Raw genomic sequence first — 13,663 nt, forward strand, 5'->3', positions numbered from 1 at the left:
CCGGCGAGCCCCGTGATCATGCACCAGCCCCGACCCACCGACAACCGCGTCATGGAGGCGGTAGCGGGCCGTCGGGCACCCGCAGGAACACGATCTCCCCACCGCTGCCGAGCGGGATCGGCTCGTGCAGCACTTCCCAGGCGTCGAGGTCGTCGAACAGGCGGACCCACGAGAAACGCGTTCCACCCACGATCACCGTGATGCCCTTCTCGTGGAAGTACTCGCGGTAACGTCGTTCCCAGGTGCCGCCTTCGTCGGCCGCGAGCATCTCGACGACCTCGGCGTTGACCAGGCCGTCGAGGTTGATCACCGGCTCGTCGGCGAAGTAGGTGAGCGCGCCCGAGTCGAAACAGCCGACCAGGTCTTCCGGTGCGAGGATCTCGTCGAGCACGGCGGGTACTTCGCGGTGCGACAGGCCCACGTAGTTGGGGAGAGGCGGGGCCGAGAAGGCCCAGTCGAGGAACCGGACGTTGCCCCACAGCACCAGACCGACCACGAGCACGAGCACGATCCGCGCTCCGTGCGGTCGGGTGACGAAGAAGAGCAGCGCGGCCAGCACGAAGGCGGGCACGCAGTAGCGCGAGAACTGCGCCACGTGCTGCGATCCGGTGAGCAGGGCGAACACGACGGGCGCGCCGAGCGCGTACACCACCAGCCACTCGAGGCCCCGCGCGCGCCGGACGATCTCGGCGCCGACGATCGCGCCGCCGGCGAGCGCGACCTCGGGCGGAACCACGTCGCGCCAGTTGTAGCCGAGGATCCGGTAGAACGACTCCCGCGCGAAGACCACCGGGCCGCGCCAGAGATCGGCGGTCTGCCCGAACCACGACTTCACCACGCCCGACAGGGGAAGGGGCGATCCGAAGTTCGCCCAGCTCCAGATCGCCCACGGCGAGACCACGACCATCGAGACCACGCCGGCCACGACCAGCTCGCGCCACCGCCGCTGCCGCCCGAAGAGGATCGCGATCGGCACGGCCGCCATGGCGCTGTCGAGGCGCGCCAGTGCCGCCAGGCCGAGAAGCAGGCCGACCACCCATCCCGGTCGTCGCTGCAGACACGCCAGGAACACGGCCAGGAGCAGTGCCGTGACGAGCGCGGTCTCGAAGCCCGACATCGACAGCTTCGCGAACTCCACGTTCAGGCCCATGATCGCCGGCGCGGTGAGCGCGCTCCACGTGCCGCCCAGCGCCACGCCGATGGCACGGGCCAGCACCATGGCCGCCAGCCAGGCGGCGACCAGGATCGCCATGGCCACGAAGATCATGCTCGTCTTCGACAGTCCGAGCGCGAAGCCCGGCACGAGCAGCCACAGGAACAGCGGGTGGTAGCCGTTGTGGTACGTCAGCCCGCCGTCGATCGTGCTCCCCGCGCCCTCGGCCAGATGGTGGGCGGTCCCGGCGTAGTAGAAGAAGTCGTCGGCCGGGACCATCGACACGAACCACGGCAGTGGTTGCACCAGGAAGGCCACCCTCAGCGCGAGCGCCGCGACGAGAAGAACGACCATCCAGAAGTCCGGATGCCGTGGGTCGCGCCACCGGCCGCCGAACACGGCGGCGACGGTGCGCGACACGGGCGATCTCACGTGGACCTCACCGCAGGCTCCGCAGGTACTCCACGATCGCCTCGGCGTCCTGTCCCGTGAGGCGGAACGGGGGCATGGGCGATTTCGGTTGGGTGCCGTCGGGGCGCATTCCGGTGATCAGTACCGTCGTCAGGTAGTCGGCGCGGGCTCGCGCGAGCGCGCGGAGATCCGGAGCCAGGTAGGCCCAGTCCGCCGCCCATTTCGGTCCCTCTACGGGAACGGTCCCCCCGCGCAGGATCTGCCGCTCGATGATCTGCCCGTTGTCGTTGCGCGGCGAGTGGCACTGGACGCACATGGCGACGTCGTGCACGAGGTAGCGGCCGCGCTCCACGGCGGTGCTCCCGCCCGGCACGGCTTCGTCCTGGGCGGACGCGTCGGTGACGGGGTTCGCGATCGCCAGGGCGATCACGACCGAGGTGCCGAGTGTGACGGCGATCCACCATCGGGACATCGTGGAACTCCTCTCGAGTCACGGGGGCCTGGGCCCTGCGACGCGGACCCGACGAGACCGCGACATGGTCGCAACGACCGGCCGGCGGGACAAGTGCGCGGTTCCGGGCTCCACTCAGCGGACGAGGGTGATGTCGCCCACCTTCCGGGTACCGGTCCACTCCCCGACGGCGAAGTAGCGACCCGACGCCACGCTGCGTCCACGATCGTCACGTCCGTCCCAACGAGCCCGGTGTGAACCGGCCGGGCGCCACCCGTCGACGAGCGTGCGGACCACACGCCCGCGGACGTCGACCACGCGCAGGGCGACGTGTGTGGCCTCGGGCAGGTCGTAGGTGACGACCGTCGCCGGGTTCGAGGGGTTGGGCGCCACGCGGAGTCGATCGCGCGGCACCGTGCTCGGGACGTCGTCCACGGCGACCACGGTCCCACCCAGGTCGACCTCCCGGTCGGGCCAATCGCTCACCTGCACCTCCGAGTAGACCGCGATCTCGCTGAGGCCGACGCCGTGGCCGGCGAGGGGAACGACGTCCAGGCGGACCTCGCGAGCGGTGGTCGGTGTGTCGAACACCAACCAGAAACCGTGGGCGAGGCGGCCGCCCGCCGGAAGACCGGCGTGGACGAGCGAGTGCACGCGTCCCCAGTCGAGGTGGGTTCCCACGGGGCTGAACACGTCGTCGTGCTGGATCACCCCGAGCGGGGTCTCGCTCCCGTCGCCGGCGACGGCGATGGCGCGGATCGTTCCGGCGTGGGCGTAGTCGATGTTCGGTGCGTGCGACGTCACGCGCAGGGCCTCGATCGTCTGCTCCGCGCCGAGGTCGACGGTCACGGTGAGCGGGTCGTCCCCGTCCCAGTAGGCCACCTGCCCCTGCACGACGCTCGACGACGCGTAGTCCGTCGGCGGAATCACCGTGCCGTCGGTGAGTTCGCGGCCGTCGGTGTCGGGGTTCGTCGAGCCCGCCGGCCGCGACACCGTGTAGGGACGCGCGAGCGCCACGTCGTCGATCCACGCGGCGTCGATCCGGACCTTGTCGTAGCCGTGGCCGGGCCCGACGTCGATGCCGTCGTCGTAGCCCTCGACCGTGCTGCCGTCGGCCAGGCGCATCCGGATCCACTCGACGGTCGGATGACGGTGCCCGGCGACGTTCAGGGTCCAGGTCTCCTCGGCTGTGCGGACCACGCGGGTGTGACGGCGGGTGACGTCGCCCTCGGTGCGGTGTTCGGTCCAGCACCACGTGACCTCGACCGGATCGAAGCCGGTGTCGTGGGGTTCGTGGTGCACCTGCAGAAGGGCCTCCTGCACGCCGGTGCTCTGCGACGAGGGCGCCACCGAACTCTCGAGTTCGTACTGCAGCCACACCGACCGCATGCCCGGCGGAACCGTCGACGGCGACGCCACCACACGGGCGTCCCAGGTCGGCGCGGTCGACGCGTCGAAGACCTCGAGCGTTTCGAAGTCGATCCCGTTCCACGAACTCCGCAGACGGATCCGGTCGTCGGCGGTCGCGCTGCGCGTGATCAGGCTGCCGCCGAAGGTGAAGCCGACGATGTCGGTGGGCACGTCGAAGCGCCAGGTCACGAAGCCGGGTGTGCCGGACGTCGACGGCACGAGCGCGGGGCTCGAATAGGTGACGGGGTTGTCCAGCGAGGTCACGCCCGACCAGTCCTCGGCCGATCCCGACCCGTGGTGCTCGGCACCCGCGTGGAGGCTCGGAAGCAGGGTGAGCGTCTCCTGCGGCGGGCCGGCCCGGAAACGCACGCGGTTGGTGCCGCGTTGCAGGCGGGGCAGCGCCAGGCGGTTGACCTGCGTGATCGCCTCGATCCACAGCGCGTCGATCCCGCAGTCCTGCCGCGTGGCGTCGGGGACCAGCCGGACGCCGACGAGCAGTTCGAAGGCACCGCCCACGACGTCGGACGACAGCGGGACGTCGGTCGCGAAGGAACCCTCGGAGAGGACGGCGACCTCGATCCAGGTCCGGCCCGCGTCGCGCGAGATCTCGAGGGTCGCCTGATCTCCGGCACCGCGAATGCCTTCCACGTGGACGTGCGCGGACGTGATCACGTTCGACGCGTCCACCTTGGTGACCAGCCGCGCTTCGCCCACGCCGGCGGCCGGTCGCAGGGCCGGTCCCGTGCCGCCGTCGTCGTCGCGGTGGACGACTCCGTCGAGTTCGTACCATCCGCCCCGCGGATCGGCCGCGTTCGTGTCGGGTTCGATCTCCCAGCGCCCGTTGCTGCGGATCTGCAGCGCTTCGTCGCCGCGGTTCGGATCGCCGCCGCGGGTGTTCAGCCGGGCGTACTCCGAACCCGAGCCGAGGGGGTCGCCGTAGCGCGTGTACACGTGGCCCGGCCGCAGGTGCAGACGATTGCGCCACCCGTGGCGCACGTGGGTGAAGGCGGTCTGCACGCTGAAGCCCGACACGTAGGAGTCGGCCCCGTTGCGCAGGGTGCGCGCGTAGGGGACCGGGTTGTCGGTGGCCTTCCGGTAGCCGCTCGGATGGCCGAACTCGCCGGTGTGGTTGGCGTCCGGAGGATTCGTCACGCACTCCGGCGCACCGTGGTACAGGTACAGGTGTCCGGCCTGTTCGAGGTCGTCGCCCCAGGCGCGCGACAGGTCGCAGCTGCCCGGCGCCGCGATGTCGGCGCACGAGGCGATCGTGCCGTCGTGGCGGCGCGCGTACATCACCATCGACGTGTCGAACATGTGCCAGGTCGCACCTGCGTCCCACGAGATCTCGCACACGGTGTGGTCGGCGAGTTCCACGTACCGGTGCCGCCAGTCGCCCCCCATGACGTCGACGAAGGCCGTCAGGTAGGCGGCCATGAAGCCGCAGTAGGTGTTCGGATAGCTCGAGTAGAAGCGGATCGGGTCCCAGACCGGCGCACCGTCCTCGAAGGTCGCACTGGTCTGCAGGTGACTGCGCACCATCCAGCGCCACAGGGCGATGGCCTGGTCCTCGGGGTCGTCCCATGTGCTCGTCGCGGTGGCGACGAAGTCCTCGATCGACGTGAAGTCGGGCGTGCTGTCGGTGTACAGGTGGATGTCGTGAACGGATGCGCGCGCGGGACCGAGGACGAGCACGGCGACGATCCAGACGGTGACGTGCACCACGGTGGATCTCGACATGTCGTTCCCTCCTCGGCCTCGACGCTGACCGGGAAGGGTACGAGTGTCAATGCAGGTTGTGTGAGGCCGCTTCATCTCCGGAAGCGACGGCGTCGAACCGACCACCGTGGACGTTCCGCCCGGAAGCCGGCCACTTCCACGGTGGAAGCGATGGCCGCCTAGATCGCGGACGTCGCTCCCGACATCCCGGGCTCCAGGCCCTTCCACGCCGACCACGCCCGCCGGAACAAGAGGAGTCCGATCGCCAGCCCTGCCATGACAGTGACCGCGACCCATGACCATCCGTCGCCCGTGACGATCGCGGTCAAGACGAACGCCGCGACCAGCACGGCGAGATGCGCGCCGGCGACCTGCCCCGAACCCCGCGCGGACATCCAGGCGTAGGCGCCGGCGTCGACGAGCAGCAGGGCGGGGATCAGGGCGTAGCTCTGCCAGAACTCGGAGCGCCCCAGTGTTTCGGGAGCGAGCAGGGCCTGCCCGGCGATCAACAGCGCCAGCGCCGCGGCCGAGAACACGGCCATGTTCAGCAGGCCGGCGGTCCCGATCGCGCGCAGGATCACCGGCCGCGGAGCCGGCCGCATGGCCTCGATACGGATCACCCGGCGGATCGCTCCCGCGGTGAAGGGTTGTGCGCCGGCCAGCAACAGATAGGCGTGCCAGCCACGGGTCACCGGTTCGAGCAGATCGTTGCCGCCCTTGACCAGCCACACGAAGGCTTGGAAGCCCACGGCGAGCAGCGCGGCGTACAGCAGCGGTCGAGACATCGGCATCAGCGGACGGAAGGCCGTGACGAATTCGCCGAGCGACGGCAGATGCGTGCGTGGCTCGAAGGGTCTCGGCCGGCGCCGCAGGTTGCACGCGAAGTCCGACTCGCTGAACTGCTCGAGGTCGCGCCATCCGTCGCCGGGAAGCGTCCGTACGGCCCAGCGGCTCATTCCGCCGTCGTGGGCGTTGGGACGCCCGAGGGACCAGTACAGCAGAGCCGCGACCATCACCAGGGCGATCGCACCGATCAGCAGCACGGGAGCAGGGTCGGCGAACACGGTGGCGGCGATCGGATCCAGGGTCGGATCGGGGGCGACCGCGACCCAGAGGAGGAAGAAACCGAAGATCAGGGCGTAGACCGCGAAGGCCCAGAACGAACCGACGATCTGCAACGGACAGATCACGAGCCCGAGCACCACACCCAGGGGCAGCGCAGCGACGGCCGCCCACGGGTAGGGATTGGTGAACAGGGACACTCCGACGCTCGGCGCCACCAGAAGCCCGAACACCGACACCGCGAGCACGGTGTGCACGCGCCGCACGCCCGGCAACAGCGGGGCGCCGGGCCGCGCCAGGTACTGGTAGTACAGCGCGGTGTTCGCGATCGTGACCTCGGCCGCCACCCAGGCCTGCGTGGCCACCCGGAACAGCGGATGTCCGATGCCGGTGATCTGCACCACGAGATCGGCGACGATCACCAGGCCCATCCACACCGTCCACCATTGCTTCGCCCAGTGCTCGAGCAGCAGGCGCGTACGGAGCGAGCCCTCGTTCGTGGTCATCGACGTTCCCGCGAGCTCAGTCATGGTGCAGCTCCAGGAAGATGTCCTCGAGGTTCAGGTCGTGCAGTTCGGCGCGGGCGTTCCAGGTCGACTCGAGCTGACGCAGCAGGGCGTCGTCGGCGTGTTGCAGACTCACCAGTGCCTCGTTGCCGCGCACACGCACCCGCAGCGCGCCGTCGACGGACAGGTCCCGCGGAAGATCGACACGACCGATCAGACGCACGCGCTTCATCGTGGTCTTCAGGGTGTCGAGTTCCTCGTCCAGGCGGATGCGGCCGTCCTTGAGCACGGCGACGCGGTCGGCGATCCGCTCGACGTCGCTGGTGATGTGCGTGGAGAAGAGCACGGTCTGCTGCAGTTCGGCCACGTGGTCGATCACGGTGGCCAGGAACTCGCGGCGGGCGCTCGGGTCGAGGCTGGCCGCCGGTTCGTCGAGCACCAGCAGTTCGGGTTCGTGTCCGAGGGCGAGCAGGATGCCCAGCTTCTGCAGCTGTCCCCGCGACAAGGTCTTCACCCGGGCGTCGAGGTCGAGCCGCCACGCGCGCGCGGTGTCGCGGGCGAAGGTGTGGTTCCAGAGAGGATAGAAGGAACCGACGTAGCCCAGGGTCTCCTCGACGCTGAACCAGCCGTAGAGTTCGACCTCCTGGGGCACGTAGCCGATGCGCGCCTTGGTGTCGGCGTCGAGGTCCCACGGATCGCGGCCGAGCACGCGGGCGGTGCCACCGCCCGGCCGCAGCAGACCGAGCAGACATTTCAACAGCGTGGTCTTGCCCTCACCGTTGCGGCCGAGCAGGCCGACGACCGATCCGGCGGGGACGTCGAGATCGACGCCGCGGAGGACCTCCTTGCGTCCGTAGCGGCGCTCGAGTCCCTGGACGTGGACGGGGAACTCAGTCACGGCGCATCTCCTCCAGAACGGGGCCCAGCACGGCCAGGGTCTCCTCGGGACTCAGGCCGAGCTGGTAGGCGCGGGCGGCGAGTTCGCGGGCGGCGGGCAGCAGCGCGCGGCGGCGCTCGGCGGGATCGCCGTCGGTCGCCACCGACGCGACCCGCATGCCCTGCCCACGGACGCGTTCGACCACGCCCTCGGACTCCAGGTGCGACCAGGCCTTCGACACGGTCATGGGATTGATCTCCAGTTCGCGCGCCACGGTGCGGACCGACGGCAGGAGCTCGCCCTCGGCCAGCCGACCCGACGCGACCTCGGCGCGCACCGCCTCCATGAGCTGGCGGTACAGCGGCACGCCCGAGGAGGGGCTGAGCGCGAAGTGGGGAATGCGGTCGTCGTGGTGCATGACTGTATCACTACGATAATACACCTGGCGGGTTGCCGTCCAATTCCCGGGTCGTCACGGCTTCGCACTTCCGGCCGCCGTCCGGCATCCCTATCGTCCCCAGTGTTACGCTTTGCATCATTCGTAACATTCGCTCTCGCCCGGAGGTGCATCGTGCTCCGCCGACTCCTGCTCGCCGCCGTCCTGCTCGCCGCCGCTCCGGCGGCCGCGCACGAGGTCCAGCACCACGTCGAGCGGGGCGAGGCCGTGATCGTCACCCTGGAGTACGCCGACGGCGTTCCGCTGGCCTACGAGGAGGTCGAGGTCCGGGCCGAGGGCGAGGATCAGCCGATCCTGCTCGGCAAGACCGACGTCGAGGGACGAATCGCATTCGTTCCGGATTCCGGAACGTCCTACGTGGTGCGGGCCTTCGCCCAGGACGGCCACGGGGCGCAGGTACGGGTCGCCGCCAGCGACGGCGAAGCCGAGATGGCGCCGGTCTCGTCGTCGGCCGGGGGGACCGGGGGTGTCGGACGCATCCTTCTGGGTGTCGTCCTGATCCTCGGCCTGTTCCTGGGTCTGCGCCGGATCGTGGCCCGCGACGGGGCGTCGCCGCAGCGGATCTCCCAGGGCTGATGCACGTCCCCGACGGATTCCTCGGACCGCAGACCTACGTCCCGGCCACCGTGGTCGGGGCCGGGCTGTGGAGCGTGGGCATCGCGCGCGTGCGCCGCCAGCTCGACGCCGTTGCGTTGCCGCGGGTCGGGGTGCTCACCGCGCTGGCCTTCGTGCTCATGATGATCAGCATTCCGATCCCCGGCGGGAGCACGGTCCACTTCGGCGGCGTGGCGCTGCTGGCGCTGACCTTCGGCGGGTGGACGGCCTTCGTCTGCATCTCGCTGGTGCTGCTCATGCAGGCCGGCTTGTTCGGAGTGGGAGGCATCACCTCGGTGCCGGTGGCCGCGTTGCTGATCGGATTCGTCGGCGCGTGGACGGCGGTCGCCGTGCACCGTCTGCTGCGCGGTCTGGGCGATCGGGTCGCGCTGTTCGGGGCGGGGTGGTTCTCGGTGGTGGTGCCCGCTGCTCTCATGGCGGTGGTGCTGGGGCTGCAGCCCGCCGTCGCCGCGGGCTCGGACGGTCGGCCGCTGTTCTTCCCCTTCGGTCTCGACGTCACGCTGACCGCCGTGATCGTTCCCCATCTGCTGGTGGGCGTGGGCGAAGGTCTGCTCACCGTGATGATGATCGAAGCGTTGCGCCGCATCGGTGTCGAGCCGGTGCCGGCCGGAGGTCGGGCGTGAGACACCGGTTGTTCGTCCTGGCGTACTTGGCCACCGCGATCGGATCGGGCTTCGTGCACGATCCCTGGGTGCTCGCAGCGGCGGCCGGTGTCGTCCTGGTGCTCGCCGGACGCGAGGCCGGCCGGATCGCCCGCCGCGCGGTGCTGGCCGTCGGTCTCTTCGTGGCCACGGTCACCCTGGCCTACGCCGCCTTCGGCTGGTGGCGCGAGGGCGCGGTCGACACCGCCTGGATCCTGCGGACGAACCTGCGCGCCTTCGGTCTGACCGCGCTCACGTTGCTCGTGGTCGCGCGCGTCGACGCACGGCGGGCCTTCGCCCCGTGGCCCGGCCTGCTCGGACTGATCACGGTGATCGGGGCGCAGCTACGCCTGCTGCAGCGCGAACTCGAGGACTACCGGCTGGGGCTGCGCAGCCGCACGCACCGCCGTGCCAACGCGGCCACCGCGGCCCGCCACGCCGCGTCCGGAGGCGCCCACCTGCTCGGCCGCGCGCTGCACGACGCCGACGAGATCGCCCTCGCCATGCGCGCCCGGGGAGCCTGGCATGATCGCGGCTGAGAGACTGACCGTTCGCCACGCCGACGGCAGCGTCGCGCTCGACGACGTCGGCTTCGCCGTCGACGCCGGCGAGAAGGTCGTCCTGCTCGGCGGCAACGGCAGTGGCAAGACCACTCTGCTGCGCGTGCTCGACGGACTGATCGAACCCACCGCGGGCCGCGTTCTCTACGACGGCCATCCCGTCGACGCGCGCAGCCTGCGCGACGCCGACTTCGCCCGGCGGTTCCGCTCCGACGTCGCGCTGCAGTTCCAGAATCCCGACAGCATGCTCTTCCACGCGACCGTCTTCGACGAGATCGCCTTCGGCGCGCGTCAGCTCGGTTTCGACGACGAGGAATCGCGCGTGCTCGACTGGGCCGAACGGCTCGGCGTGGGTCACCTGCTCGAGCGCGTTCCCTACCGGCTGAGCAGCGGCGAGAAACAGCGCGTGTGCCTGGCGGCGCTGCTGGCGGTGGAGCCGCGGGTGCTGCTGCTCGACGAGCCGATCGCCAACCTCGATCCGCGCAGCACGGGCTGGTTGGTGGACTTCCTGCAGGACCTCGATCTCACGGTGATCACCACGACGCACAACCTGAGCCTGGCCCCGGAGTTCGGCAGCCGCGCGCTGGTGCTGGGCGAGGACCACCGGCTGGCGTTCGACGGCGAGCTGGCGACGGCGCTCGACGACATGGACCTGCTGCAACGCGCGAACCTGGTCCACACCCACCGCCACCGGCACGGACACCACGAACACCGACACCCCCACGTGCACGACTGGGGTTGAACCCGGCGACGCGACCGAGGAGACCTTCGATGACCGACACGCTCACACGCTTCACCGTGTCCCTGCCCACCAGCCTGCTCGCGAGTGTCGACCAGGAGATGGTCGAGCGCGGCTACAGCTCGCGATCGGAGTTCGTGCGCGATCTCATCCGCGATCGCCTCGCCCGCCGCACCTGGGACGAGGGCGTCGACGAGGTCTTCGGTACGCTCACCATTCTCTACGACCACCACGTGCCCGGCCTGGCCGAGAAGATCATGGAGGCGCAGCACACGCACCTGGTGAACGTGCTGTGCACCACCCACGTACACGTGAGCCACGACGACTGCCTCGAGGCGATCATCCTGCGCGGTCGTCCCGACGAGATCGAGAACATGGTCCTGACCATCGGTGGCATGAAGGGCGTGCGCTCGGCGCACCTGAGCCCGGCGGTTCCCTAGCGCGTCCGGCTTGTGGAGGAGGGCGTGGCACCCTACTCTCGTGGAACCTTCCACCCCCGGACCGGGCCATGCTCCGCGCGTCTCTCCTCGTCCTGCTGTCGTTGTCGACCCTCGGAGCGGCCCGTGCCGCCGCGCCGGACCACCCCGACGTGCGCGGATGGCTGCACGCCGGCTGCGCGGCGAAGCAGGCCGCGGCCGAAGCCCTGACCCGCCGGGACGCCCCCGATCTCGCGCCGATCGACCGCGCCGACCGACCTCTCGACGTGCAGCACGTCGACCTGCGGATCGTCTTCCCCGATTCCTTCGACCGGATCACGGCGACCATGCGCGCGCGGGTGGTGGTGCTCGAGTCCACGGGTGAGGTCGTCTTCGATCTCGAGTCGGAGTCGACGCAGAGCCTGGGCCTGACGGTGGACGCGGTCCGGGTGGAGGGCGCGCCGACGACCTTCACGCACGGTGCCGACACCCTGGCCGTCGCGCTGCCGGCGGTGCTCGCGGCCGGCGACACGACCACCGTCGCGGTCGACTACGCGGGCGTGCCGTTGCCCGGCCGCAGTCCCGGCTTCGGGCTGCGCTTCACCAACTTCATCGACGAGGACTTCCAGCCCGATCCCGAGCTGCCGGTGGCGCAGACCCTGAGCCAGCCGGTGTCGGCCCGCACGTGGTGGCCCTGCCACGACCATCCCGCCGATGCGGCCACGGTGCGGCTCACCGTGGAGATGCCGGCCGACTTCGAACTGGCCGCGCCTGGAATCCGCGAGTCGATCGAGACGCTCGGCGACGGGCGCGTGGTGCAGACCAACGTGATGCCCACGCCGATCCCGAGCTACCTGGTGTCGTTGATCGTGGCCGACTTCGAGCGCTGGACCGAGCCGATCACCGTGACCGAACTGCTCGCCGACGGCACGACGGCGTCGCGCACGATCGATCTCGTGTACTACGCGCCGGCGGCCCGTCGCGACGACGCCGAGTTCAGTTGGTCGAACACCGCGTCCATGATGGATCGCTTCGAAGCGCTGTGGGGTCCGTACCCCTACGCCGACATCAAGTACGGCAACGCGCTCTTCAACGGCGCGGTCGCCATGGAACACCCGACCCTGTCGAGCATCGGCGACAGTCCCTTCACCGTGTCCGGAGAGCAGAGCACGCTCTACCCCGGTCCGGTGGGCGACCTGGTCAACGCCCACGAACTGGCCCACATGTGGTTCGGCGACGCGGTGCGTCTCGAACGCTGGGGCGACATCTGGCTCAACGAGGGTTTCGCCCGCTACGCCGAGACCCTGTGGCTCGAGGAATTCTACGGACCGGAGTTCGCGGCCGACTACCGCGCGATCCTGCGCGAGGGATCGGACTTCTGGTCGGGACCGTTGCGCGATCCCGCGCCCACCGCGCTGTTCAGTGGCGTGGTCTACGACAAGGGCGCCCTGGTGCTGCACATGTTGCGGCAGGTCCTCGGCCGCGACGACTTCTTCGCGGCCCTGCGCAACTACGTCACCGACGCTGCCCTACGCTTCGGGACGGTCACCGTCGAGGACTTCCGCGCGCACTGCGAAGCGGTCTACGGCGACGATCTCGGTTGGTTCTTCGATCCCTGGCTCGCGCGCGAGGAACTCCCGCGGCCCACGGTCGACTGGAGGATCCAGGGGCCCGAAGTCGACCTGCGCGTGCAACAGCCGGCCGGCAATGTCTACGAGATCCCTCTGCCCGTTCGTCTGGAGCTCGTCGATGGCACGACGCAGGACCAGACCGTGTGGATCGGTCGGGGCCAGGAGGACTTCACGCTGCGTGCCGACGCCGGGGTCGTGAGCGTGACGATCGATCCCGGAAGGGACTGGCTGCTCGAGGTTCAGACGCCGGTCCGGCCGCGGATCGCCTTCGAGCGGATCTTCCCGAATCCCTTCAATCCGGCTGTGCAGATCGACTTCGCGATCGGCGAAGCCGCGACGGTGCGCCTCGAGGTGGTGGACGCCCGTGGACGGGTCGTGCGCACCCTGCGCGACGAGCCGCTCGGGACGGGCCGCTACGAGGTCGTCTGGGACGGACGCGACGACGCCGCGCGCCCCGTGGCGAGCGGTGTGTACCACGTGCGCCTCGAGGCCGGTGGGCTCGTCGAGGCGCGGAAGGTCACGTTGTTGCGTTGAGAGCGGGGCCACCGCACGGGTGGCCGGACATCAGAAGCCTCAGCCGCCGCCGAGGTTGCCGAGTCCGCACGAGCCACTCGACGGCGTCGAGCTGCCGCGGCTGGTGAAGAAGCCGGAGACCTGCTTCTGGGCCGTCTTTCCGCAGCCGGGGCACTCGGCGGTCTTGCGCTCGGCGATCGAGCGCAGCTCCTCGAAGGCCACGCCGCAGTGGGGGCACAGGTAGTCGTACATGGGCATCGGAGCGTCCTCCGGGATCGCGAGGTCGAGGAGTGCGCCACGCTCCGAACGGCGAGCGCGGCCTCCGCAACCGAGAACGTCGCCGCGGCGTGGCCGGGTTCCCGGACCCCTCAATTCGTGCGTACGAGCCGCGGTACGGCGCGCAACGACTGCCGGCACCCCGGGCAGAGGGTGTGGACCATCGTCCCGGTCGGTTCGCCCCGCGACGGCCGCTCGTACTCGCGCCGCAGTGCCAGCTCGGGCTCGA

The 13,663-nt window shown here is 70.2% G+C and carries 13 protein-coding genes; 6 read left to right on the forward strand and 7 right to left on the reverse strand.

Annotation, left to right across the window (positions count from 1 at the left end):
* Positions 1-49: 49 nt before the first annotated feature.
* The 6 genes from VKA86_06715 to VKA86_06740 all read right to left on the reverse strand — a co-directional run bounded on the left by VKA86_06715 (position 50) and on the right by VKA86_06740 (position 8,004).
* Entirely contained in the window at positions 50-1,573 is a 1,524-nt protein-coding gene (locus VKA86_06715; GenBank protein ID HKK70890.1) for a hypothetical protein, read from the reverse strand.
* A gap of 19 nt (positions 1,574-1,592) precedes the next feature.
* Positions 1,593-2,036, reverse strand: coding sequence for a c-type cytochrome (locus VKA86_06720; protein HKK70891.1), 444 nt, complete (start codon positions 2,034-2,036; stop codon positions 1,593-1,595).
* A 114-nt stretch (positions 2,037-2,150) separates the two neighbouring features.
* Positions 2,151-5,162: a FlgD immunoglobulin-like domain containing protein gene (locus VKA86_06725; protein HKK70892.1), complete on the reverse strand. Its 3,012-nt coding sequence runs from the start codon at positions 5,160-5,162 to the stop codon at positions 2,151-2,153.
* Positions 5,163-5,320: 158 nt separating this feature from the next.
* Positions 5,321-6,733, reverse strand: coding sequence for a hypothetical protein (locus VKA86_06730; protein ID HKK70893.1), 1,413 nt, complete (start codon positions 6,731-6,733; stop codon positions 5,321-5,323).
* Positions 6,726-7,607, reverse strand: coding sequence for an ABC transporter ATP-binding protein (locus VKA86_06735; GenBank protein HKK70894.1), 882 nt, complete (start codon positions 7,605-7,607; stop codon positions 6,726-6,728). Before VKA86_06735 ends, VKA86_06730 begins: the two co-directional genes overlap by 8 nt.
* Positions 7,600-8,004, reverse strand: coding sequence for a GntR family transcriptional regulator (locus VKA86_06740; GenBank protein HKK70895.1), 405 nt, complete (start codon positions 8,002-8,004; stop codon positions 7,600-7,602). The genes VKA86_06735 and VKA86_06740 overlap by 8 nt, the downstream gene beginning before the upstream one ends.
* Before the next feature lie 153 nt (positions 8,005-8,157).
* Here VKA86_06740 and VKA86_06745 point away from each other — a divergent pair, with 153 nt between their 5' ends.
* The 6 genes from VKA86_06745 to VKA86_06770 all read left to right on the forward strand — a co-directional run bounded on the left by VKA86_06745 (position 8,158) and on the right by VKA86_06770 (position 13,179).
* Complete coding sequence (locus tag VKA86_06745) at positions 8,158-8,619, forward strand: ABC transporter permease (GenBank protein HKK70896.1); 462 nt, start codon at positions 8,158-8,160, stop codon at positions 8,617-8,619.
* On the forward strand, positions 8,619-9,281 hold the full coding sequence (locus VKA86_06750) for an energy-coupling factor ABC transporter permease (GenBank protein HKK70897.1): 663 nt from the start codon (positions 8,619-8,621) through the stop codon (positions 9,279-9,281). Before VKA86_06745 ends, VKA86_06750 begins: the two co-directional genes overlap by 1 nt.
* Positions 9,278-9,838 (forward strand): hypothetical protein, encoded by a 561-nt coding sequence (locus VKA86_06755; GenBank protein HKK70898.1) that lies wholly within the window; start codon positions 9,278-9,280, stop codon positions 9,836-9,838. The genes VKA86_06750 and VKA86_06755 overlap by 4 nt, the downstream gene beginning before the upstream one ends.
* A complete protein-coding gene (locus VKA86_06760) occupies positions 9,825-10,601 on the forward strand; it encodes an ABC transporter ATP-binding protein (protein ID HKK70899.1) in 777 nt (258 codons plus the stop codon). Before VKA86_06755 ends, VKA86_06760 begins: the two co-directional genes overlap by 14 nt.
* A 29-nt stretch (positions 10,602-10,630) precedes the next feature.
* Positions 10,631-11,038, forward strand: a complete 408-nt coding sequence (gene nikR / locus VKA86_06765; protein HKK70900.1) for a nickel-responsive transcriptional regulator NikR — start codon at positions 10,631-10,633, stop codon at positions 11,036-11,038.
* Positions 11,039-11,106: 68 nt separating this feature from the next.
* Positions 11,107-13,179 (forward strand): M1 family aminopeptidase, encoded by a 2,073-nt coding sequence (locus tag VKA86_06770; protein HKK70901.1) that lies wholly within the window; start codon positions 11,107-11,109, stop codon positions 13,177-13,179.
* Between the two features lie 39 nt (positions 13,180-13,218).
* Here VKA86_06770 and VKA86_06775 read toward each other — a convergent pair whose 3' ends face one another.
* Positions 13,219-13,416 (reverse strand): zinc ribbon domain-containing protein, encoded by a 198-nt coding sequence (locus VKA86_06775; protein HKK70902.1) that lies wholly within the window; start codon positions 13,414-13,416, stop codon positions 13,219-13,221.
* Between the last annotated feature and the right edge of the window lie 247 nt (positions 13,417-13,663).

The sequence above is a fragment of the Candidatus Krumholzibacteriia bacterium genome, assembly GCA_035268685.1.
GTDB lineage: Bacteria > Krumholzibacteriota > Krumholzibacteriia > JAJRXK01 > JAJRXK01 > JAJRXK01.